The sequence below is a fragment of the Nostoc sp. CCY 9925 genome (assembly GCF_963920935.1).
GTDB lineage: Bacteria > Cyanobacteriota > Cyanobacteriia > Cyanobacteriales > Nostocaceae > Nostoc.
The window spans coordinates 14,749-38,292 of record NZ_CAWUDO010000082.1; the positions used below are offsets into that span (position 1 = coordinate 14,749).

Consider the following 23,544-nt stretch of genomic DNA (forward strand, 5'->3'; position numbering starts at 1 on the left):
TTCCCAGTCCCTAATCCCCAGCCGCTAGTCCCCAGCCCCTAATTAACCGCCGGTTGTTGAGTATTCAAAGCTTGTAGCGCATCCCGCACTCGTTGATTGCGAATTTCTCCGGCGTGGGTAACGCAAGCTGCATCAACGATGTCGTCAGCAAGGTTTACCTGCAAGGCTTTCTCTTTGTTAATCAGCAGTTGAATCAACGATGTTACGTTCTTGGAATACAATTGGCTGGCGTGGACTGGCATTGAAGATGGTAAATTTATCGGCCCGATAATTGTCACGCCGTTCCACACAATATCTTTGCCGGGTTCGGTGCAGGCGCAGTTACCACCTTGTTCGGCGGCTAAATCTACAATCACTGAACCGGGTTTCATCTGTGCCACCATTTCTTCTGTAACAAGTCGTGGTGCTTGTCTTCCAGGCACTTGGGCGGTGGTAATCACCACATCGGCATTTTTGACGTGTTCGGCGACAACTTCTTGGGTACGTTGTTTGCTAGCCTCAGAAATTTCTTTGGCGTAACCACCTGCGGCGACGGTTTCTTCTTCGAGCTTGACTTCGACGAATTTCGCCCCTAAGCTTTGCACTTCTTCTTTGACGGCGGGACGAATATCAAAGGCTTCTACCACTGCTCCTAAGCGTCTAGCGGTGGCGATCGCTTGCAATCCAGCCACGCCAGCACCCATAATAAATACTTTCGCTGGAGCGATTGTGCCTGCGGCTGTTGTCAGCATCGGGAAATATTTCGGTAATGCAGCTGCGGCAATCAATACTGCCTTGTAACCTGCTAGTGAAGCTTGCGAGGACAAAGCGTCCATACTTTGCGCCCTGGTGGTACGGGGAATCATTTCCATACTCAAGGCTGTGACTTTGCGATTTGCCAATTGCTGTGCCACCACAGGATTTCCCAAAGGATTCAGGAAGCTGACTAATACAGCTCCTTCCTTTAACAAATCAACTTCTGAGCGTCCATCTTCTCGCTCTTGGGGTGGGCTAACTTTCAGCAGGATGTCTGCTTCGCTCCATAATTTGACAGAATCGCTGATTATTGTGGCTCCTGCTGCTTCATAAGCAGGATCGCTGAAAAAGGATCGCTCTCCCGCACCCGATTCCACCCAAACTTCTAAACCTTGCTTTACCAATCGGGCAACGATGTCAGGAATTAATGCCACACGACGTTCACAAACTTCAATTTCTTTAGCAACTGCTATTCTCATGAAATCTCCTGAAGATAAATACTTAATCTCTGCCAAGTAAGCGATCGCCCCGTTCAGGCATGTTTCGCACTCTTAGTACTGAGGCAGGAACATCAGTCATGAATTTTACTAGTAGATTGAACCTTGAATCTTTCCTCTCCCACTCTTAGCTTTCCAGGCAAAGCCTTACTTTCTTGTAAAGTTCCGATGGTCGGGAACCTCCGCTCAGACTTTCCGCTTTGCCGCTTGCAGATGTTACATTTTCAGATATTTGCAAACAGGGTTACGTATTGCAGATCCTATGTTGATTCCCAAATTTTGCATCTTTATCTTCAGCTTATTTTCGGGATTGAGAAATTGGGTATTCCTTTCTTATAGAGTAATATTGACCAAATTTTTGAAGCTTGATAATTTCCAAATCAAATTTTAATGATTACGACTTTCATTCAAACTTATTTTAATCAATTTATCTCAAGTTAACTGGCGATCGCTGATGCCACTGCTCAATTTTTATAACAAAATTCTTAAATTTAGATACACTTATACATATTCGGAAACACAATCTCATCTCGACTGTGTTTTCATTTAGTTCAAAATTTGACCAATCTAGTAATCAAATCAAGACTCTGTAAGGATAATCAAGTGAATTGAGTTAAAGTTAAATTTATAACTAGGCAAAATTACTGTCAGCCAAAACGCACAAAAAATGGCACTTTTTTTTGCTAATCAACGTCTATTGTCAGGAAGTCAGTAGTAAAGTTTAGTAACGAATACTAACATATAGTTATTTAGATAAGAGATTTATATTTTGGTGGAGGGAGCCTAACTATGCGACGTTTACTTTCTGCTATAGCTGCAACCAGCCTTTTGTTGACTGGATTTCCAGCCCTGACTTCGGCGCAAAGCTTACCTGGATTTACACTCTTTAGCGGTGTCAAAGGTGAGAATCAACTACCCTTCAGATTAGATTTTGGTGGACAAACCAATGGTTGGGATCGTTATAGATTGAGGATTCCAGGTCAAAGAATGAAATTGGCAGTTGCTCAATTTGCTATTACTTATCCTAATTATTACGAAGGAATTTTTGACCCCAAAAAGATTGAGGTACGAGTCAAAGGCAAGGCAGTTAAGCTTTCTGAGGTTAAGTGGGACAAAGAAAGTAAGCTAATTAGTATTTTTCCTGAAGAACCTGTGCCAGCAGGTAGTGGAGTTGAGTTAGTTTTTTCTAACGTCAAAAACCCCTCCTTTGGTGGAATGTATTATTTCAACTGCCAAGTTCTCTCCCCTGGCGATGTGCCACTACTGCGGTACATGGGGACATGGATTTTGAGTATCAGTTGAGTTTGGGCAGTACGGAGATGGTGAGCAGAGGAGAAGTTGCAGTAGTTTTCCCCTCTGCCTGTTGTCCTCCATTGCCAATTCCCTGTTAAAGTGATAAAATTAGAGATTGTGAGTTTTTATAAAAATCACCTAACAGGAGACATAGTATGCAAAGAACACTGGGCGGTACTTGCCGTAAGAGAAAAAGAACCTCTGGTTTTCGCGCTCGGATGCGGACACCAGACGGCAGAAATGTAATTAGGGCTAGGAGAAGAAAGGGACGTCACCGTCTAAGCGTTTAGGGCATATAGAGTATCTGTGGCTTTGCCCAAAGCAAATCGGCTAAAATCCCGAAAAGATTTTCAGGCAGTTTTCCGGGAAGGAATTCGGCGTCATGGCTCTTATTTAACATTGAGAGCCTTAAAACCTTTATGTTCAATAAATCCTTCTTTGGACACCGCCACTAAAACGACACAAGCAACTGACTCAGGACATTTTGCCAGCACACGAATTGGGATTTCAATTAGCACAAAAGTCAGCAAAAGAGCAGTGGTTCGCAACCGGATCAAACGGCAAATTACTGCTGCTTTGCATAACTTACTGCCCAAATTGTCACCAGGATGGCGGCTAGTGGTGATTGTCAAACCCACAGCAGCAGAATCTAAGTGCGTAAGCCCACAATTTCTGCAAGAATTAGAGCAGTTGTTGGCACAAGCCGAGGTGTTCGATGGGCATTCGTGAAGAAGTTTATTATGAAGGCGGTCCCCATGTTGGGGATCTAATTATAAACCTGCTAATTGGGCTAACCGTCGTTGGCATACCCTTGACAGTCGGGGCAATTGTCAGAGCATTATGGCTGCGCTTCCGCATCACCGATCGCCGAGTTACTGTAACAGGAGGTTGGCAAGGGCGCGATCGCACTGACGTAATTTACTCAGAAATTGTCAAAGTTGTCAAAGTCCCACGTGGCATAGGTCTTTGGGGAGATATGGTACTAACCCTGAAAAACGGTAGTCGTCTGGAATTGCGTGCTATTCCCAATTTTCGGGAAGTCTATGACTACATTAATGAAAAAATTGCTGCGAAAAATCCCCAATATAGCGCCGCTGCCAACAAGTAATGTAAAGGGACTGGGAACTGGGGACTGGGGAGACAAGGAAGTGTGGGGAGTGTGGGGAGAGAGGGGGGAAAGATTTCTTCCCCATCCTCCCACACCTCCCACCCCTCCCACACTTCCTACTTGCCCCATGCCCAATGCCCAATGCCCAATTTAAATGTGCGGCTATCCGTAGCAAAGGACAGTCGCACATAAGTCATGATTTAGATAAATTAGATTCAGTCAGTTTACAGTACCTCAGGTTAAATTCAGAATAATGGATTTTGGTATCGGCTTTCTCTCGAACAACGTGATGCTGCCAATCATAGATTTTTTCTATGGGATTTTTCCTAGCTATGGATTGGCGATCGTTGCTTTGACACTGATAGTCCGCTTTGCGCTCTATCCCCTGAGTGCTGGCTCAATTCGCAACATGCGGAAGATGCGAATTGTACAACCTCTGATGCAAAAGCGGATGGCAGAAATCAAAGAGCGCTATAAGGACGATCCGCAAAAGCAGCAGGAAGAAATGGTCAATGTCCAAAAAGAATTTGGCAATCCTTTGGCGGGCTGTTTTCCGTTGCTAATACAAATGCCAGTTCTATTAGCGCTGTTCGCTACTTTGCGAGGTTCGCCTTTCGCAGGTGCGAACTACAGCGTTAACTTGCAGATTTTTCCCGCAGAACAAATCGAACAAATTCAACCGCAAGCTTTTGCCACTCCTCCTCAAAATATCTACATTGCTGATGGCGAACACGTTAAGGTAACTGCAATCCTTCCCAGCGGTAATAAACTAGCTGTGGGCGAACAAACTAAAATACAATATCAGACCATTGAGGGCAAACCATTTCAGGTACTTTTAGCAGAACACCCAGAAACGAAGCTAATTCCTGAATGGAAAGTCACCAAAGGTGAAGAAAGAGTAAAAATTGATGCTCAAGGCAATTTGGAAGCCTTGCAGCCTGGAGAGGTGACTCTTCAAGGGACAATTCCTGGACTAGCAGCCGATAAAGGCTTTTTATTTATTGATGCCTTAGGCAGAGTTGGTGCAACCGATCCAGATGGCACAATCCACTGGGATATCGTCGCCATGATTGTCTTCTTTGGAATCAGCCTTTATGTTAGCCAAATGCTTTCGGGGCAAAATTCCAGTGGTGGTAATCCGAACCAAGACACAGTTAACAAAATCACGCCAGTCATTTTTTCTGGAATGTTTTTGTTCTTCCCCCTACCAGCTGGGGTACTGATGTATATGGTGATTGGTAATATTTTCCAGACACTGCAAACCTATATTCTCTCCCGCGAACCCTTACCTGAAGAATTGCAAAAAATCGTAGCAGCTCAAGAAAAAGAAGCAGCAGTCACAGAACAAAAAGCATTACCATTTGAGCCAAAAAGTTCCAAGAAAAAGGCTACAGGGGGTTCATGAGCAATATTCCCATGCAGCGAAGTCAGCAGTGGTTAAAAACACTGCTGGAACTCAGTGGGATATCTACTGAGATTCACGCTAATTTAGAAACTGCCCAACCTGAAGATGACGATTCCCCAGAATCAGATAACTACTGGCTGACAATTGATGAAACGAATTTGACGCCAGAGCAAATCCAGGTATTAATTGGTCCCGATGGTTCTGTGCTAGATGCAATTCAGTATCTAGCAAATTCGGTTCTCAACTTGAGCCAATCCCAGGAAGGTCAAGCTTCTTACACCATTGAATTGAATGGCTACCGTGTCAAAAGACAAGCCGAAATTCGCGCATTAGCAGAAGCAGCAGCCGATGAAGTGCGGTTTTCTGGTAGAGAAGTGGAAATTAAATCCCTTAGTTCTGCGGAACGGCGTCAAGTTCATACTTTCTTAAAAGACTTTGGAGATTTGGAAACTTTCAGTCGGGGCAAAGAACCACATCGTCATTTGGTTGTGCGTCCGGCTGCGTTGGAATAAGTTAGGAGTTAGGAGTTAGGAGTTAGGAGTTAGGAGTTAATTTAAAACTCGTAACTATAATAATTTCAAAATTTCTATTATCCCTAAGAGATAAAATAAAAAATGTATTATCAGCACAATTGCTGATAATCAAGATAAATTTTCGTGAGGATGTCTCACAAATCCTATGGACGCAATTTATATTCCGCAGCTAACTAGAGCATCGGAGCGGACAGAGGAAATTCAAGTTCAGGAATTTCTGCCTGGTCTGGAAACGTTGACACCAGTTCGTGGTCGTGTGCGTGTGCAACATCATGGCAATTACCTGGAAGTGTCCGGTCAAGCAGAAACAATTATTACTTGCACCTGCAACCGCTGTTTGCAGCAATACAATCGCCGTTTAGGGCTTGATACAAAAGAAATCATCTGGTTAGATGAAACTGCAAATCAGCTAAAAGACTTGCCTTTAGAAAGGGAAGTGACTATGGAAGATTTGGTAGAAAGTTTACCACCCGATGGTTATTTTTCTCCCAGCGAATGGCTGTATGAGCAGATGTGCCTAGCAATACCTCAACGCCAGCTGTGCGATCGCAATTGTCCAGGTATTCCTCCAAGTAGTACTATTGATAGTTCTGATACTTCTGAAACTCCAGTTGATAACCGTTGGGCTGGTTTGGAAGCATTGAAAAAGCAACTTCCAGGCTAACAGCTTGATTTCCCGCCTGTGCGATCGCTTTTGGGAATATTAGCTCCACAGAGATAGCATGGGCAGGAAATAAATATATGAAGTTTGTAAAAATCCATCGCTTTTTACTAGCTATACGATTGCAAATTCAACCAATTTAATACTAAGTTTATTCATGGATAAATAGAAGTTTAATATCTTTAATTAAGTTATAGTAACACTTCAAAATTTTATGATGAAAATCATTTTCATCATTAAAGTTATATTTTTGGCAGTATAAAATAAACCAGGCTAGATAAATTATATTTTTTTGTTCAAAAGTAGGTAAGCTAATAAAATTCTCAATCATTGGGAAGTGTTCTGGTATTTTTAGAATATCAATATTTAATTTATTAGAGCTATTCTCAACATTTACTCTGTAAAATTTATGATTTATTTTTGAAATTATATCTGTTTTATAAATGCGGTAACTTTGGTGGTATTTTTGGTTATTGGTACTATTGAATGTGTTGGAAAAATGATAGTATTTCAAGAATTTAATTAACTTAGACAAATTATTATTGTTTCCAATCTCTAGTTTATCCACAACATATAAAAAAGAAATATTTTTATTTGTGAAAGTCTTTAGACATTGGTTGATAAAATTCCAATCTATTTGTAATAAATCTGTTGATTCTTCATCGGTTGATGTGGAGCTTGCACTGGGGATGGAAATCCCAGGATTATGAAGAATATCACTATTACTCCCACTAGCAACATTATGATTATGCGCCAAAGAATTGGAATTGGCTGACGGAGTACTTGAGGTTGTTCTGGCGGTAATGTCTCCGGTGAAGGTAATACTTCCGTTTTTTTTTGCGGTAATTCAACCACTTCTCTTGCAGGTTCTTCTACATTATTTGCAAAACCTCTCCACACACTAGCTTTGTGCAGAATAGTTCTTTTTTCTAAATTTTCTGTCACAACAATTAAAACGCCATCGTTTTTTGTTTTTCCATCCCAATTCAACCATTCTTTAGGTAAACTATAATTTCGCAGATCTTCTGCCAACTTCTCTAAACTTGCAGAAGTTTTATGTTCTATTTTATATTTCTGATAAGATTCTCTATCACTAAATTGATGGCTATAAACTGATTCAATATGCCCAATATATTCGTTAATGTTTTTTATATTGACTCTAAATTCTTCTAATCCATAAAATTCTACTGATTTTTCAATCATTTCACTGAATGATAAATCTTTCTGTAAAATATTCTGGATTGCACTATAAGCAATCTTTCGTAAGACTACTTCATTCTCTTCTATATCGTCAGCTATCCACACAATAGAATTGAAAACTTTTCGCCCCAGCCTAGTAGAGCGTTGGGCTGATTCAATTCCTGTAATTTCTAATAAAAGCTTTTTATTCTCGTTATCTCTTAATATAAGTAGGGAAGGTTTGACTTCATCAATTAAGTCATTAACAATAGATATTTGACCATTTTCTTCTCCAATAACTTGGCGTTTGATCAAACTAGGATCTTTTCTAGGCTGATGTTCTTCACTCTCGATACTACGCCAATGAATACCTGTATCGCCCAGTGCTGACGTTTTAACATAAATTTCAAAGTTACTCATAACTCACCATCCTTGTTACTGACTAGAAAATAGACTGGGGAACATGGAACCACTTATATCCTTGAACAATTGCAAATCCATCATTATTTTTACAAGCGATCGCAAATTTATATAAAGCATTGTTGAATGCATTAATTTGTTCTTGAGTCGCTTCAACTTTGAGCAAAGTGAATTGAAAGTTTGATTGGGTTTCTCGAAGCTCACTTTGTTTTTCTTCAAATCGTCCTTTTGCTTCATAAAAGGGTGATTCTCTATCATCAAAAATATTGAATATATCTCTAGCTAGCCACCACATTTTATTACGGTCATTTAAGAGTTTTTGTTTTTTATCAAATTCTGTTTTGGCAGCTTCTAAATCCTGTTTATTCTTACCAAGCTCACTTGTAAGTGTTTCTAACTTCTGTTGTTCTTTTTGAAGAATTTCTTTTTTATTTTCTAAGAAAACATTAATTAGAAATAATAAAATATATCGCAGCGGTTGATCGCCATCTTTCGGTTCGTAGGGAGCGTTAATAGGAGTTTTATGGTATTCAAATTTAGTATACCCATCGTCATAAGTCTTGGCATAACTGAAAACTACATTTCCAATAGTTTGGACTGGAGTTATTACTACAGCTACCTTATCAATTAAAGATTCTGATTTCAAAAAATTGAGCAATTCACTATATCCTATTTTGACATGGTATAGTAAGCTCTCTGCATCTCTAGATGTTTTAGTATAAGTTTCACATTTTACAGGGGCTAAAATTACTAATCTAGGGGATGTTACATTAGTATAAGCATCTTTTAAAAGTTGAGTAATACGCTGAGAATTGTTTTTTTCTTCATGCCATGTACCGATTTCGGCATTATTTACTTTTCCCGTCTTTTTTTGCATCAGTGCGGTAGCATCAATAGGAATTACTACAGCATCACATTCATTTAACTGCCTTTTTACATATTCTTTGTATTCACCTGTCGCATCTGGATTAAAGTATTCACCAGAAGGATCGGTGAACCTCAATTTCATAAACTTTTTTCCACTACTACCAAGCTCAAAGCTAAAACCTTGGTCATTCCAAGGGTTGTCTTTAGGCTGTGTAGGAGTAACTTGATTTTCTAATTTGGCACCGATATTTCTCAAAACAGATTTGCATTCTTCTATTGCACGTAATGTATTGTTATCATCTACCCAAGTTTGAAGATTTGCTCTCTCGAAAGTTTTGTGAAATTCTTCGTGCATCGCTGCTAAAAGACTGGTTTTACCCATTCCTCTTAGAGCAACCATAATAATTTTTAATTCTTCATTTCCATCTGTCATAATTTCTCCTTACTACTATTGAGCTAAATTAAAAGATTCAAGTTGATTAACTTGATTAACTAATTCCACCCATTTTTTTCTCATCTCTCTGTCCCTTTCTTTTTTCCCAAAAATTTCTGACCATATCTGTCCACGAACTCCTCTGAGAAAATTTTTCCATTCTTTTTGAATATCTTTTTGACGAATGATATTATCAATAAATTCCTCTACCATTGCATGAGCAGCTTCGTTAGGTTCACACAGCAATTCTTCTATGGCTGGTTTGATAGTATTAATTGCTTTATCATAATCGATTTCCAAAGCAGTGAAAATATCTTCGGCAGTCGTATCTTTAGAAACAGTAAGTGTTTTATCTTGTTGTTCCGAAATTCCTCCTGATTGACCCGTCATTGCACTAATATTAGTAAGTCCATCTAAGTGTTGGCGAATACGAGGAAGAATTAAACCACGATATGATAACTGGAAATCTCCTATGATTCTAAATCCTGCTTTTAGCTTTGTAAAACGATCTGGTATAAGTTGAGAAATTTTACTAAAAAATTCCGAACCTTCGGCGTTGCTTATGATATCTAAATGTCCCTTTTGTTTTAAAACATTAACAACCTGATTTTTAACTAATTCTACTGTCCGCTTGAGGTTTTCATCTAAAGATAAAAAACGCTGAGAGATAAATACTCTCAGTTCATCTTGGTAATCAGGATAAGCTCTAAATGCACTAATAATCATAATTCGATTATTAATCTCTTCTAGAGCTTTTTCTGATGATAAAATACCTCTATTTTGTTCGCAATTTTTAATTGCATTCAGGACACCATGATATAACTCTTCATTGGGAGTTTGACGTAGATACCAAAGCTCTGTTCTAAGTGTTTGAAGTCCTAACGCGACATCTTTCCACCAGCCATTGTCACTATCTCCGAATAAGTCGCTAAAAAGTTCTTCAATTTCTTGAGAATCGTCTTCTAAATTTTGATTAAAGACACTTTTGGCTTTGTTCAATTCAGCATTTGCGGCTTGATGAATTTCTAATAAACGTTTTTGGCAAGTAGAAGTGTATTGTTTATCGAGAAGAGTCAGATTATTAGTCAAATAATCTAAAACTGTATCTAAAGTTTGAGTTGTTTCTGTGTTATTAGCACAGTTAGCAATCAAACATTTTTCTACGTTGATATGTTTTTCTTCTACTGTATTTAATAAATCTTGGCAGTTTTTGAAATTATCCCCATTATTAGATTCAGCATTAGTTCTATTGAGTACTACAAATGACCATAGGTTAACTGGCAAATCCACTAATGCTGAACGAGCAGTATCGTATAATTTAACATCCACATCTGCCCAGTAATCTCCAGCAGATTTAGGCATTCTCACAAATAAAACAAAATCAATATCTTTTCCTAATGCTTGAATTAATCTTTCTTCATCTCCAAGCCCGGTATCTCCTAAACCTGGCATATCAACTAAAGCAATTTTACCAATATCAACATTGGGAAATTTGCACGTAATTTTTACTTCTTTAACCGCTAAATAGTTAAATAAAATCCGCTGGCCATCAGGAGTGTCTTGAGAAACATATTCTCGAATATCATCTTTTTGAATAATTCGAGGGGAAGTTTCTCTCAAGAGATGACGATATTGATCGAGATGAGTATGATATCGCTTTAAATGTTCATACATCGCCCCTGGTGTTGCATAGCCAGGGATATCTTGGGGTAGTTGTGGTAAGGGTTTATTGGCAAATTCTTCTAAAGTAATAGGTTTTATACCTAAACGAAGTTTTTCATAATAAGGAGCAATCACATCATCTAAAAACGATCGCTCCGTATGAAACCACACTTCTCCATAAGTATCTACCTTAGGATTATGGTGAATTGTACTCCGAACTCCTGTACAATGCTGGCGATCGCCATCAGGAATTTCTGCTGCACTTAATCCGGTTAAACTTTGCAGGAGACGGCTTTTTCCCTGTCTAGCACGTCCCACAACACCTATATTGAGAGTATCGCGAGAAAAACGGTTTTTCAGTTTAGTTAAAGCTTCCAACTCAGAAGCGATAGTCAACTGAATGTTAGAAAAATTAATTTCTTCAAGTCTTCCAATAACATTCGGCTCGTCAACTTGTTTTAGAAGATGATTGCGGTACTCCTCCACTTGATGCAAGGATGTGGAAAGAGTTTTCAAGTTCCCTTCTACCAGTTCAATCCTCTGAGCAAGGGGCTGACGCTTCTGAATAATGGTAGTAATGAGTGTGGTTCTGTCCATCGGATAACTTGATTTAGGTGGCTATCTCTAAGTGTATTATGAAATACGACGTTAAGAAGTATGTAAAAAGCAGGGAAAATTCTGAGATTGGCTATGCCATAAGACGATGTTTGAGAAAAATACTCTATAACTCTGATATATCAAAGCTTATAACTAATTGAGTTATTGAGATTTTTCACTAATAGCATACCGCTAGTTAGAGAGTCATATTTTACATTCAGTATATTGATGTCAGAATTCAGGTCTGAGAAAGTAATAAAGTTGTGAGAAACAATACAAACCTCAACAATGAGAGAAGAACTAATAACCACAGTTACATATGAACTTCCGTGATGAGTTTAAACTACTGCTACGCGCCCGCTACCCCTTAATTTATATTCCCACCTATGAAGAAGAACGAGTAGAAACATCTATCCGGGAAGAAGCAGCAAACCAAGGCAATCGCCCAGTGTATACTTGGGATTTTGTCGATGGTTATCAGGGAAATCCCAATGATGCAGGGTTTGGGCGACGTAACCCACTGCAAGCTTTGGAATTCGTGGAAAAATTACCAGCCTCAGCGCCAGCAGTATTGATTTTACGAGATTATCATCGCTTTTTAGATGATGTGGCGATCGCCCGCAAACTCCGCAACCTCGCCAGACTCCTCAAGTCGCAACCAAAAAATATTGTACTGCTATCGCCGCGCATCGCCATTCCTGACGATTTAACCGAAGTGTTGACAGTCGTCGAATTTCCTTTACCCAACGCCCCAGAAATTAAAACTGAGATAGAACGCTTACTGCAAAGTACTGGGAACTCCCTTTCTGGCAAAGTTTTGGATGACTTAGTGCGTTCTTGTCAAGGACTTTCGATGGAACGGATTCGGCGGGTTTTGGCCAGAGCGATCGCTAGCCACGGGGAATTGCAGCCTGAAGACGTGGATCTCGTTTTGGAAGAAAAACGTCAAACTATCCGCCAAACCCAAATCCTGGACTTCTACCCCGCCACTGAGCAAATTTCTGATATCGGCGGACTAGATAACTTGAAAGATTGGCTGATTCGTCGGGGAGGCTCTTTTAGCCAACGGGCAAGGCAGTACGGATTACCGCACCCCCGTGGTTTAATGTTGGTGGGTATTCAGGGAACTGGTAAATCGTTAACGGCAAAAGCGATCGCTCATCACTGGCATTTACCCTTGCTACGTTTGGATGTCGGGCGGTTATTTGGTGGTTTGGTGGGCGAGTCAGAATCTCGTACCCGCCAAATGATTCAGGTAGCTGAAGCCCTCGCCCCCTGTATTTTATGGATTGATGAAATAGATAAAGCCTTTTCGGGGCTTGGTAGCAAAGGTGATGCAGGCACCACTAGCCGTGTATTTGGCACATTTATTAACTGGCTAGCCGAAAAAACCTCACCCGTGTTTGTCGTCGCCACCGCCAACGATATCCAAGCCCTACCGCCAGAAATGCTGCGTAAAGGGCGATTTGATGAAATTTTCTTTGTCGGTTTGCCCACCCAAGAAGAGAGAAAAGCAATTTTTAATGTTCATTTATCCCGACTGCGCCCCCATAACCTAAAAAGTTATGACATCGACAGGTTAGCATACGAGACACCAGATTTTTCTGGGGCAGAAATTGAGCAAACTTTAATTGAAGCCATGCACATTGGATTTAGCCAAAACCGCGATTTTACTAAAGACGATATTTTAGAGGCTGCCAGTCAAATTATCCCCTTGGCACGAACCGCCGTAGAGCAAATTCAGCAACTTCAGGAATGGGCTGCTGCGGGGAGAGCGCGTTTAGCATCGAAACACAGTCCTTTGAGCGATAGCTTCGGTAAGTTACGCTAATACGATTTTGGATTTGAGATTTTAGACTTTCCTGCGGAACGCTACGCGTAGCTTGCTTCTCCGTAGGAGTACGGCTACCCTCAGTCGAAGGATTTTGGATTGGGAATTTCTCTGTTTTAAAGAGTTCTATGAATCCATCTGTTGCATTCATTTTCCAAATTGGTATAACAGAGTGGCAGCTAGAATAATCGATTGGAACAAACCACACTGCGTCCCTTTGTGGTCTGTTCCAATCCAAAATCCGTCTTAAAAAGCTTTGATCGCCGGAAGCCGGCGCTCAAACTTTTCGCAAAATCTAAAATTGATTGACCCCTTGATAATCAGGTATTAATTATGTTGTCTGGCTTGGTAAAGTATATACTTGGCTTTTTCTTAGCGATCGCTGTATTAATTGGTAGCGGTGTTGCAGTTGCACTTTATTTCATGAATCGCACCGGCATACCCCCTGCCAAACCGATTTTCTCGAATGATAGCCCCTCGGTGAAAGCCCAAGCTCCAAAAGCAACTGAGCCTGGAGGTAAACCCACCTCTACACCCACCTCCACTAAATCACCTTCCAGTCCAACCCCTACTCCCACCTCCACTGAATCACCTCAACCTACCCCATCGCCAACACCATTGCCATCAGGAGCTTACCGAGGCCGTGTGAGTTGGGCTGATGGTTTGAGTTTGCGGGCACAACCAAATCAAGATGCTGAACGTATTGGTGGCGTTGGTTTTAATCAGAAAATTATTGTCTTGGAAGAAAGCGAAGATAAAGCTTGGCAAAAAATCCGTTTGGAAGATAGCGGACAAGAAGGTTGGGTCAAAGCAGGTAATACTGAAAAAACTGATGAACAATAGGTATGGGGCATGGGGCATAGAAAGAGGACAAGGAGACAAGGAGAATTGGGGACAAGGGGAAAGAATTGTTGCAAATTGTCACCTTGCCCTACGTTCGCGCAGCGTCTCCCTTAGGAGAAGTTCCGATGGTCGGAAACCTCCACTCAGACTTCTGTTTTTGTCTCCCCTGCCTCCCCTGCCCCCTGCCTCCCCATCTCCCTACTCCACACGTTAATTAGTTGTAAAGAATCATACAAAAAATAAATATTACACTTACTCAATGGTATAATCTTGTATGTCATAACTTGAAAAAAAACAAGTGAAAATAGGGGTAGATAGCTCTTTAACTGAGCTAGCCTCAGCCTTTGAGGCATCCGAAAGTATCAAGGTTGTTCATCTGCCGATTATTTTAAAATTTTTGAATTGGAAAAATTTACCTAGCTCTGTTGCGATGCGTCTGTTGTCTGTAGCATTGACTATGGGAATTCTCAGTGTTGCTGGGGAAGTTTTAGCACTTCAGAAAATTGGAAGTAATGGTTCACAAGTTGCCAATAGCCAAAGATGTTTAAAAAAGTTAGGCTACTTTAAAGGCCCGGTGACAGGCAAGTTTGCTACTTTGACTCAGAATGCTGTCATCAAATTTCAGCAAGCCAATAGATTACCTGCGGTGGGGTTTATAGGCCCTAGTACTCAAAGAGCGTTGCAAAGAGCGTGCCAGAGTAAAACCTCTAGTAGGAATGTTAATCGAAATTCGCCATCGGCAGTAAATCAATATCCTACTCTCTCTCAAGGTAGCACTGGTGCAGCGGTGACTAAGTTGCAACAGCGTCTCAAGCAACGTGGTTACTTTAATGCTAATCCCACAGGAAATTTTGGGCGAATTACTAAAGATGCTGTGATTGCATTCCAGCGTAATGCTGGTATATCTACCACTGGAACTGTCGGTCAGCAAACTTGGAACGCACTACTGGGTTCTTCTCCGGCTCCAGCCAAATCGAGTCTTTCCAGTCAACAAATTAGAGAACTGCAAGAGCGTTTACGACAATTAGGTTATTTTAAAGCTAATCCCACTGGGACTACTGGCCCGATTACCAGAGAAGCGATCGCCAAATTCCAACAAGATTATAGGCTACCTGTGAATGGCACAGTCAATGCCCAAGTTTTGGCAGCAGTACGTAGAGCCTCAGCTGGTGGATATGCTACTCAACAACCAGCGAGAAATTATCTCACTGTTGGCGATCGCTCAGATAATGTCAGATTAGTTCAAGACCGTTTGTGGCAATTGGGCTTTTCTAATGCGAATTCTGACGGCTATTTCAGCGATTACACCAGACAATCCGTGATTGCGTTCCAGCAATCTGCTCGACTCAATTCTACTGGAAATGTAGATTGGCAAACTTGGGAAGCATTAGGATTGAATAACTCAAATGTGGGCAATTCTGTGGAAACTAGTCGTTATGTAGTACCTGGTACTAATGACTATTTATCAGCTGAAACTAACGGCAACGTCTTAGCTGGTAACAATCGGTATACAGTTATTGTGCCGATTTTCAGTAATGATACTCTCACTAAAGTGCAACAGTATATACCTAGTGCTGTGACAGAGCAATCAAATCTAGGGGATTATGTGAATGCTGGAGCATTTAGCGATCGCGCCGAAGCAGAAAGGATAACCAAAATGCTACGCTCCTATGGTCTGGATGCAAGAGTAAAATACAATTAAATTGACAAACTCAACTGTGAACCTTGCTGAGTTTTATTCACCTCAATCCTCGCTTGGAAAGCTTCTTTGAGGTGGGGCATATGAGTGACAGTGAGGATGCAAGCGAAATCAGAAGCGATCGCATTAATCGCTGCAACTAAGCGATCACATCCTTCAGCGTCCTGTGTACCAAAACCCTCATCCACAATCAACAATTGCAACGCCGCCCCCGCCCGTTGCGCTAATAATTTTGCCAAGGCTAAGCGGATGGCAAAGTTAATTCTAAAAGCTTCTCCACCAGAATAAGTTTCATAAGACCGCGTTCCTCTGGAATCGGCGATTAAAATATCCAAGGTGTCTATTAACTTGGCATTTTTTTTGGTTGATTTACCATTCCGCCCAGCTTTTTGAGTAATAAATTGTACATGAAATTGATTAGCACTCAACCGTGAAAGTAATTGATTTGTCTCAGCTTCCAGTTGAGGTAACACATTTTCAATCATCAATGCTTGGATACCATTTTTACCAAAAGCCTGCGCTAATTCCTGATAAACACGGTGTTCCTGTTTGCAAGATTGTAATTGTTTGTACTGTTGTTCGTACTGGATTTGCAGCGTTTGGAGTTGATGCGCTAACTGTTCTAAACGCCCCAATTTAGCTATTTGCTCATCGAGTTGGCGTCTGCGTATTGCTAGCTGCTGCTCTAGGGCTTGAATTTGGGCAGATGGATTGGCTGTTGCTTGTAATTGCTCGATAATGCTTTCGATTTGGCTGGCGAGTTTTTGTCGCTCCGTTATTCTGACGCCTCTAGAGTCCTCTAATTCTTGTAATCTCGTCTGAAGTTGGGGATACTGCTGCTGGGCTGCTAAAAGTTGCTGATACCGCAAATGCCAAGATTGAGCTTTCTTGACAGCTATGCGGAGGTTATTGTGCAGCTCCAAACTGTAGCCAATTTCAATAATGTGACGTTCCAAAGCCGCAATTTGTTTGGCACATTCAGAATCAGTTTGTTCTTGGTGGATTCTGGCTTCTAATTCGGCAATAGTAGCTATTAGTTCTGGCTTTCGGGCTGCTAGTTGCGCTTGTCGCTTAGTAGCGTCTTTAATCTGGCTTTGTTTAATTTCTGCCCAGCGCCAACGCTCAACTTCGCTGCGAGCTAGGGCGTGGTCTTGCTCATTATAATTAACTTGTTGCAGATATTGGTCTAGCCTTCGCAGTTCGGCTTGTTTATCGGGAGCGTAATCACCTGCTTGTAGCGATCGCTCTAAATGTTGTTTTTCAGCAGCAATTTGTTCTAATTGATGTTGGACATCAGTCGTCGCTTCTAACTGTGCTGCCAATTGTCCGCGTTGTTCGCGTAAACCGTCGTAAATCGCTAATTGCTGCGATATTTCCCGATATTCCTGCCTCAGTACCTGAATTTCTCTATCTGAGACAGCCATTTGTTCCCGCACTACCCAAAACTGTCCTTGAGTATCATCCAACTCAGTTTGGGTTTTTTCCACTACACGGCTCCAGTGATGTTCGTCTAAAGGACGTTCGCACAAAGGACAAAGAGCATCGGGATTTTGGAGCATTTGGAGTTTTTGCTCTAATTCTCCCAGCAGTTTTTCATAATCCCGTTGGTGAGCTTGTAGACGTTCAATAAAATGACGCCTTTCTTGCCCTTTTTCCTGAACTCGTTGCAGATAAACCCGCTTTTTCTCCAATTCCTCAATTTGGATTGCTACATCCATCACCGCTTGTTGCAATTGCGGTTGGCGCCGTTGTTGGCGTTGCAATTGGTTTTCTGTATTTTGCAGTTGTTCGAGTCGCGCTACCAAACCAGCATGAGTCCGATCTAATTGGCTTTGTAAAGCTGCTCGTTGTTGCAACAAAGGAGTCACCTGCATTTGCAATTGATCTAAATGAGCAAGATGGTGACGTGCTGCACCTAGTTGTGACAAAGCAGCTTCAACTTCACCTGATTTGGTGAGAGTTTGCTGAATTTCTCGCTCTTGTTGCTGCAAAGCTTCGAGTTGGGCTTGGGCTTGTTGTAGTTGGCGTTCGATTTCCTGAATTTGTTTGGTAAGTTGTTGTTGCTTTTGTTGGCGAGTTTGCCCAGCGCGGCTATATTCTTCAAATTTGGCGCTCATCGCTTCTTCTTGAGATTGCAGACTTTGATATTGGGCGTATCCAGCCTTAATCTCAGCTTCTTGATGTAAGATTTTTTCTAAATCTGATAGCTGACTCCCGACCGCTAACTGCTCTTGTTGCAGGCGATCGCAGTCTTGGTTAAGATTTTGATATTGCTGCTTGACAAAGCTCAATTGTTGTTCCCAATTTTGGCGCTGGTGCTGGATAACTTGCAAACTTTGTAATTGAATATTGTCAAAAGCTTGTACTTGTTGTAATTGATTGAGTTCAGCTTCTAACTGTTCTCTTTGCGCTTCGGTAGTCTGGCGTTGTTGCAGCTGAATTTTAATCGAATCCAAAGAACGCTCTAGTTCCTCCCCCCGTGCTTTAAACTGACGAGAAGATTCCTTTGCCCGTTCTTCCAAATCATCATACTGATTGAGTTTCAACAACTCTGCTAAAATTTCTTTGCGTTCCGCGGGCCGTTTGAGCATGAATTCATCTGCACGACCTTGACGCAGATAGGCAGAATTAATAAAAGTATCGTAATCGAGTTTAATGCGTTCTAATATCGAATCTTGGGTTGCCCTGACCCCTTTACCAGTGAGTGGGCGAAACCCAGAGGGTGTTTCTATTTGAAATTCGAGGACGCTACTAGCTCCCCGAATTCGAGTGCGAATTACTCGATATGTTTGCTGATTACTTTGGAAAATAAAATCAACCCGAACTTCTTTGGCACCAGAATAAATAACATCATCTTCAGCACTGGCGCGGCTTTCACCCCAAATTGCCCAAGTGATTGCTTCTAAAAGAGAAGATTTACCCGCACCATTGGAACCAGAAATACAAGCCGTGTGCAAACCGCGAAAATCTAAAGTTGCATCACGGTAACTAAGGAAGTTTTTGAGGATAAGTTGTACTGGGATCATTCACGCTATGGCGCCACATCTACTTTTAATCATTAAGAGTACAGATGCACTGTTTGTTAGTTTAGCTATCTAGATATCAGGTTTCTAGTCTTGAAGACATCAAATTTACAAAAATTTACAATTTCATGATTGAGTTTTTCTTGTTGCATGAATAATTTTTGCTCTATTCAGAGAAAAATTAAACAGTCGTAGAGACTCCCCTTTATTTCCTGGCGCTGACGGAGAATAAAAAATGAAAAGAGATGGGGAGGATGAGGTGGATGACACAGATGAAGGAGATACTATTTTCGCATATTCTTTATTTCTAGATGCTATTTCTGAACGCAACTTAGTATGAGAGTCCTATTTGATTGCGTGAAAAAACTCGCCGTCAACTCGATTCCCTACCCCGTACAGACAGACAAGAGTTAATCGCGTCTTTAACTACTCCCCGACGGACTACTTGACCGAAGTATCAACAGTCCAATATATTTACCTAGAGCAATGAGAAAGTTCTGTATGCGATGGGGATAAATTGCCAATTTGGTAGTTAAAATCAGCACAAGTGTAGTGCTGAGATGATATCCTGGCGATCGCTTTGCTATTCTCCAAGTACTAAACCAACCACATCACCAGTAACGCTTTGCGTTTGCTTTTCGAGAAGTTGGTGAAGTTGCATTGCGATTAACATCCGAAATTTCAGATACTCAGGCAGTAACCCGATGATTGAAAAAACAGTAAAAGTGATAAAAGGCGAATTCTTGCCGGAGGGAGATTACGTTTCACCAGGATTTTCTATTATTCAGCCAGATTCATGTTTTCCTAATATGATTTTGGGAAATACATATGATAGTTTTTGGTTTTATCTGCGGCGGGATATTGCTCATAATTGGTACGTAGATCGACGACAGCAGGGTACAGGATTTGTCAGCAGGGATGAAGCTCATATTCTGTACAACACAGCCTTAAAATTTCAGGGGAAAAAAGCTTTAGAAATAGGTTGTTGGATGGGTTGGTCAGCTTGTCATTTAGCTTTAGGAGGAGTGCAGCTAGATGTTATCGATCCGATGCTATCCACAGAACTATTTTATGAAAGCGTCACAGATTCACTCAAGTCTGCGGGCGTCAAAGAATCCGTAAATCTCGTACCAGGATATAGCCCTCAAGCAGTAGAAGAATTAGCAAATAAATTTCAACGTAAATGGTCATTGATATTTATAGATGGTCATCACGAAGCACCAGCGCCAGTCAATGATGTAATGATTTGCGAACAATTTGCCGAACAAGATGCATTAATTTTATTTCACGATTTAGCTTCTCCCGATGTTGGTGAAGGATTGGACTACTTGAAAAACAAAGGCTGGAACACAATGGTGTATCAAACTATGCAAATCATGGGAGTTGCATGGCGCGGAAATGTTGAACCAGTAATACATCAACCAGATCCTGAAATTAACTGGCGCTTACCTCCACATTTACAAAAGTATTATGTTAGTGGTTCAATCCCAAATTTGACGGAAGATAAATCTGGAAAAATGCTCAAATCACTCCGACCAAATACTTTATTAAATCAAGCAAAGTTATTGTCGCTGTATAGTCACGTAGACCAATTATATTATTATCTTTCTTGGCTGCCACGAATGTTAACACAGGCGATCGCCAGAAAGAAATCTTAGAGAGCATTTATAAAGTAAATCTTAATTAGGGTGCGTTAAGCTAAAGCGCTAACGCACCGCCATACAAGATGGTGCGTTATATCAAGTTCGGATAATCACTTATTATTAAAATTTCTCCGCGTCAGAGCGTCCCCTTCCGCGTCAGTCCTAATGATAAGTCTTCACCCGAACATGATATTAGACTAAATAACTATTGTTATGTCAGCCGTGAAGCGCAGCAGTCAATAGAAGATACATTACTACTAGCGAGCGATCGCAGAGATTAAACAGCGCCAGCAGCAATCTGGAACACTCATCTAGCAGATAGTTTATTTTTATATTTCACAGATAATTCAACTGTGACATCAGTTGCTAAAACTACCAATTTAAGAATCGGCTTCCACTTGCTTTTTATCTAATGGTAAATTTTCAGGTAACTCCCAAGAACGCCCTTGACAATAAACATAACCATTCGCGATGGAAATACCAAACATTTGTCGCATGATTCTGGTTGCTTCTTTCCTCTCTCCATCTGTCAAGTAATCCTGACCTTTGAAACCTGCTCGATAATATCTAGGATTACCACCAGCTTCTACATAACGCTGCTTCCCAACCTCTAAAATTTCTTGGAACCTTGCATATTTTTGTTTTTGCTCTTCAGTCCAATTTGCCATAATTACAAGTCCCAACTAGTTGGAACAATATCACCATTTTGCAAAATCATAGCAATCGGCAAGACAGGGCTAGGCGTATTTATATACCAATTGCCACTATCTTCATCATAGAACGTATTACCGAGTAAATCTAGGGTAGTCAGTGCGTTAATAATTAAGTATTGTGCTTCACTCGGTTCCATCAGGAATTACTCTAAAAATTGGCTTTAGTAATTCTAAAGGAAAGAAAAAGTATTTCCCAAGTCCTATAGAACTACTATTTAATTTTTGAAAAAATACGTAGGGGAGCCAGTCACGTGGGCGGGTTTCCCCACTTGAGTGAACTAGCGTTGTGTTAGCGCCGAGAGTAAAATATCAAATCCAAGCATAATGGTGCTTTACGGATTTCATCCTAACGCACCCTACAGTAATGTCCAAGCTGTTGACCGTTGAGTGTTGGCTGTTAACAGTTGACAGTTAACAGCCAACACTGATATTTTTCACAACTCAAATAGGATTGCTATATAGTAATCGGCTTTGATTTTTGAACTTACTTGGTTTAGCAGATACAGACGCGATTAACCCTTGTCTATACAGGAATCGAGAAGAAGCTTTTCGAGTTAGAAAAAATCAAATACAAGTCTTATAGAATGGAAGTAATAGTTCGCAATGGCGTAAGTATGTGGACGTAAGCAATAAAACAAAGTCAGGAAACAATTAAACTAATTTGGCGTCATTAAGAGTATCTCACCTCCTATTTAGTAACGCACATTAGCATAATAAGAATCCTAGCGAGTGATATCTCCTAATAGGCTAGGTCTACGCACATACTCGAGTCAAATAAGTACTTTTGCCTTCGGAATATGCCTAAAGTCACGTTCAAGAATAGTCTGAAACAAACTCAGTAAACCGTCGTCATTACACACATAACATACATAAAGGTCAACTCACCTATGACTCGTCTACATCAATGGAAATCCGGAACTGCTGCACTCATGGCAATGGCCGTTACCACCAGCGTCATTACCCCCATGATTCCCTTTGCTCCTGCTAATGCACAATACAATGTTGGGCAATATGGAAACGTTACCATTCCTTCGGGAGTGAATCTTCCTGTTAACTACGAAAAAGAAACAATTACTATCGTTCCTGGGGAAAGTAAATCCATAACCTTGAGAATCGCGAATAACATTACTGACAGGAATAGAAACGTCTTGATTCCCGCTGGTACTAAAGTAATAGGACGCCTAGAACCTGTTGATCTGGATGGTTATTCACAAAATGATGATAACCAAGGAAAAGGCGTGCGGTTTGTAGCTCAAGAATTAGAATTTTCTAATGGTCGCCGTCAGTCAATTAATGCAACTTCTCGGACATACACCACAACTCAAAGAGTTAAACAAGGGCCTAGCACAGGTCAAGTGTTAACTGATGCAGGTATTGGTGCAGGTGCTGGTCTTTTGGGTTCACTAATTACTGGTAATAACAGAGTTGATGATTTAAAACCTGTGATTGGTGCGGCTGCGGGTGCAGGAGCAAGTGTCCTGTTACGGAAAAAAGAAACGAATGCGTTTGTTATCAAACCTGCACAAGATTTGAGACTGACACTGAATTCTAACTTAACCTTATACCGTTAATAGGTTTAACTTTATTCAAGTCGTGAATTTAATTATCACTCATAGGCGATCGCCACTTTAACTATAGTGTGCGATCGCCTTCATTTTGAACCCCAACAAATCTATTTTCGCGCAACTATTCCATCTCTGTATCGTCTTAAAGGGTATCTAGAGTTTTGCGAATCATTGCAGTATTCAGCGTCTAGAAGTAAAACAAGGTTTATATCTACTCATCAGATTTAGCTTGTGTACTTCACCTTCGTTGAAATGTGCTTTATCGAATAATGCTAATCGTTAAAAGGCTAATTACCCTATTATCTAGCTATTTTTGCAGCAGACATTTTTTGATTCTAGTCGTATTTTTGAATCAATATTGCTTACAAAAAAGCTCAATCAATGGGAACCTAAAACTTGAGAAAATGTCTAGATAATTAACAGTAGAAAACATAATTTTAATGGAGTAAAAAAGCAATGTTTACTTTAAATCGTTGGCAATCTGGAACAGCTGCACTCATGGCTTTAAGCGTTACAGTTGGAACTGTAGCACCCTTTGTGACAGCTGCACCTTCTTTTGCTCAAACTACTTTTTCTGATGTTTCATCTAATTATTGGGCAGCAAATTTTATTCAACAATTATCACAACGAGGTGTAATTGCCGGATTTCCTGATGGTACTTTCCGTCCTGAAGAAGCAGTAACACGCGCTCAATTTGCTGCTATGGTCAACAAAGCTTTCCAAAAAGCACAACAGCGATCGCCAATTAATTTTTCTGATGTGCCTAGCAATTATTGGGCATCTAAGTAAGTCGGCGGGAAAATTTATAAGTATGTAACGAAAATTTAACCAGAGCGG

Annotated in this window: 19 protein-coding genes and 1 pseudogene; 13 read left to right on the top strand and 7 right to left on the bottom strand. The window is 40.7% G+C overall.

The window, feature by feature from the left end; genetic code table 11:
• Window positions 1-38: 38 nt before the first annotated feature.
• Window positions 39-1,214 (bottom strand): Re/Si-specific NAD(P)(+) transhydrogenase subunit alpha, encoded by a 1,176-nt coding sequence (locus ACM0OY_RS29905; RefSeq protein WP_414572403.1) that lies wholly within the window; start codon window positions 1,212-1,214, stop codon window positions 39-41.
• An 807-nt stretch (window positions 1,215-2,021) separates the two neighbouring features.
• On the opposite strand from ACM0OY_RS29905, the gene ACM0OY_RS29910 reads away from it, so the two are divergent.
• The 7 genes from ACM0OY_RS29910 to ACM0OY_RS29940 all read left to right on the top strand — a co-directional run bounded on the left by ACM0OY_RS29910 (window position 2,022) and on the right by ACM0OY_RS29940 (window position 6,235).
• The gene (locus tag ACM0OY_RS29910; RefSeq protein ID WP_414572404.1) at window positions 2,022-2,534 is read left to right on the top strand and encodes a DUF2808 domain-containing protein; all 513 of its coding nucleotides are present in this window, start codon (window positions 2,022-2,024) and stop codon (window positions 2,532-2,534) included.
• Window positions 2,535-2,680: 146 nt separating this feature from the next.
• A complete protein-coding gene (rpmH, locus tag ACM0OY_RS29915; RefSeq protein ID WP_073642693.1) occupies window positions 2,681-2,815 on the top strand; it encodes a 50S ribosomal protein L34 in 135 nt (44 codons plus the stop codon).
• 16 nt (window positions 2,816-2,831) lie between these two features.
• On the top strand, window positions 2,832-3,254 hold the full coding sequence (gene rnpA, locus ACM0OY_RS29920; RefSeq protein WP_414572405.1) for a ribonuclease P protein component: 423 nt from the start codon (window positions 2,832-2,834) through the stop codon (window positions 3,252-3,254).
• Window positions 3,241-3,633 carry a PH domain-containing protein gene (locus ACM0OY_RS29925; protein WP_414572406.1) on the top strand — a complete coding sequence of 131 codons (393 nt, stop codon included), beginning with the start codon at window positions 3,241-3,243 and terminating at the stop codon, window positions 3,631-3,633. Before rnpA ends, ACM0OY_RS29925 begins: the two co-directional genes overlap by 14 nt.
• A 253-nt stretch (window positions 3,634-3,886) precedes the next feature.
• On the top strand, window positions 3,887-5,038 hold the full coding sequence (yidC, locus tag ACM0OY_RS29930; RefSeq protein WP_414572407.1) for a membrane protein insertase YidC: 1,152 nt from the start codon (window positions 3,887-3,889) through the stop codon (window positions 5,036-5,038).
• Window positions 5,035-5,550 carry a protein jag gene (locus ACM0OY_RS29935; RefSeq protein ID WP_414572408.1) on the top strand — a complete coding sequence of 172 codons (516 nt, stop codon included), beginning with the start codon at window positions 5,035-5,037 and terminating at the stop codon, window positions 5,548-5,550. Before yidC ends, ACM0OY_RS29935 begins: the two co-directional genes overlap by 4 nt.
• A gap of 166 nt (window positions 5,551-5,716) precedes the next feature.
• Window positions 5,717-6,235, top strand: a complete 519-nt coding sequence (locus ACM0OY_RS29940) for a YceD family protein (RefSeq protein ID WP_414572409.1) — start codon at window positions 5,717-5,719, stop codon at window positions 6,233-6,235.
• Window positions 6,236-6,865: 630 nt separating this feature from the next.
• Here the strand turns inward: ACM0OY_RS29940 and ACM0OY_RS29945 are convergent.
• The 3 genes from ACM0OY_RS29945 to ACM0OY_RS29955 are packed head-to-tail and all read right to left on the bottom strand — an operon-like array spanning window position 6,866 to window position 11,390.
• Window positions 6,866-7,831: a hypothetical protein gene (locus ACM0OY_RS29945; RefSeq protein ID WP_414572410.1), complete on the bottom strand. Its 966-nt coding sequence runs from the start codon at window positions 7,829-7,831 to the stop codon at window positions 6,866-6,868.
• Between the two features lie 22 nt (window positions 7,832-7,853).
• Window positions 7,854-9,131: a TRAFAC clade GTPase domain-containing protein gene (locus ACM0OY_RS29950; RefSeq protein ID WP_414572411.1), complete on the bottom strand. Its 1,278-nt coding sequence runs from the start codon at window positions 9,129-9,131 to the stop codon at window positions 7,854-7,856.
• A 15-nt stretch (window positions 9,132-9,146) separates the two neighbouring features.
• On the bottom strand, window positions 9,147-11,390 hold the full coding sequence (locus tag ACM0OY_RS29955) for a hypothetical protein (protein WP_414572412.1): 2,244 nt from the start codon (window positions 11,388-11,390) through the stop codon (window positions 9,147-9,149).
• 319 nt (window positions 11,391-11,709) lie between these two features.
• Here ACM0OY_RS29955 and ACM0OY_RS29960 point away from each other — a divergent pair, with 319 nt between their 5' ends.
• The 3 genes from ACM0OY_RS29960 (at window position 11,710) to ACM0OY_RS29970 (ending at window position 15,766) form a co-directional block, all read left to right on the top strand.
• Window positions 11,710-13,221, top strand: coding sequence for an AAA family ATPase (locus ACM0OY_RS29960; RefSeq protein WP_414572413.1), 1,512 nt, complete (start codon window positions 11,710-11,712; stop codon window positions 13,219-13,221).
• A gap of 333 nt (window positions 13,222-13,554) precedes the next feature.
• Window positions 13,555-14,064 carry an SH3 domain-containing protein gene (locus tag ACM0OY_RS29965; protein ID WP_414572414.1) on the top strand — a complete coding sequence of 170 codons (510 nt, stop codon included), beginning with the start codon at window positions 13,555-13,557 and terminating at the stop codon, window positions 14,062-14,064.
• Window positions 14,065-14,362: 298 nt separating this feature from the next.
• Window positions 14,363-15,766 (top strand): peptidoglycan-binding domain-containing protein, encoded by a 1,404-nt coding sequence (locus ACM0OY_RS29970; RefSeq protein WP_414572415.1) that lies wholly within the window; start codon window positions 14,363-14,365, stop codon window positions 15,764-15,766.
• On the opposite strand, the gene sbcC is transcribed toward ACM0OY_RS29970, so the two are convergent.
• Complete coding sequence (gene sbcC / locus ACM0OY_RS29975; RefSeq protein ID WP_414572416.1) at window positions 15,763-18,789, bottom strand: exonuclease subunit SbcC; 3,027 nt, start codon at window positions 18,787-18,789, stop codon at window positions 15,763-15,765. The two genes, ACM0OY_RS29970 and sbcC, sit on opposite strands and share 4 nt — an antisense overlap.
• Before the next feature lie 701 nt (window positions 18,790-19,490).
• Here sbcC and ACM0OY_RS29980 point away from each other — a divergent pair.
• Entirely contained in the window at window positions 19,491-20,444 is a 954-nt protein-coding gene (locus tag ACM0OY_RS29980; protein WP_414572417.1) for a class I SAM-dependent methyltransferase, read from the top strand.
• A 365-nt stretch (window positions 20,445-20,809) separates the two neighbouring features.
• Here the strand turns inward: ACM0OY_RS29980 and ACM0OY_RS29985 are convergent, their stop codons facing one another.
• Window positions 20,810-21,097: a hypothetical protein gene (locus ACM0OY_RS29985; protein ID WP_414572418.1), complete on the bottom strand. Its 288-nt coding sequence runs from the start codon at window positions 21,095-21,097 to the stop codon at window positions 20,810-20,812.
• 2 nt (window positions 21,098-21,099) lie between these two features.
• Window positions 21,100-21,279, bottom strand: a complete 180-nt coding sequence (locus tag ACM0OY_RS29990; protein WP_096534951.1) for a hypothetical protein — start codon at window positions 21,277-21,279, stop codon at window positions 21,100-21,102.
• A gap of 750 nt (window positions 21,280-22,029) precedes the next feature.
• Between ACM0OY_RS29990 and ACM0OY_RS29995 the strand changes: the two genes are divergently transcribed.
• Window positions 22,030-22,713 (top strand): conjugal transfer protein TrbI, encoded by a 684-nt coding sequence (locus ACM0OY_RS29995; RefSeq protein WP_414572419.1) that lies wholly within the window; start codon window positions 22,030-22,032, stop codon window positions 22,711-22,713.
• Between the two features lie 450 nt (window positions 22,714-23,163).
• Window positions 23,164-23,490, top strand: a pseudogene (locus ACM0OY_RS30000) (S-layer homology domain-containing protein); the annotation flags it as partial.
• Window positions 23,491-23,544 lie beyond the last annotated feature (54 nt).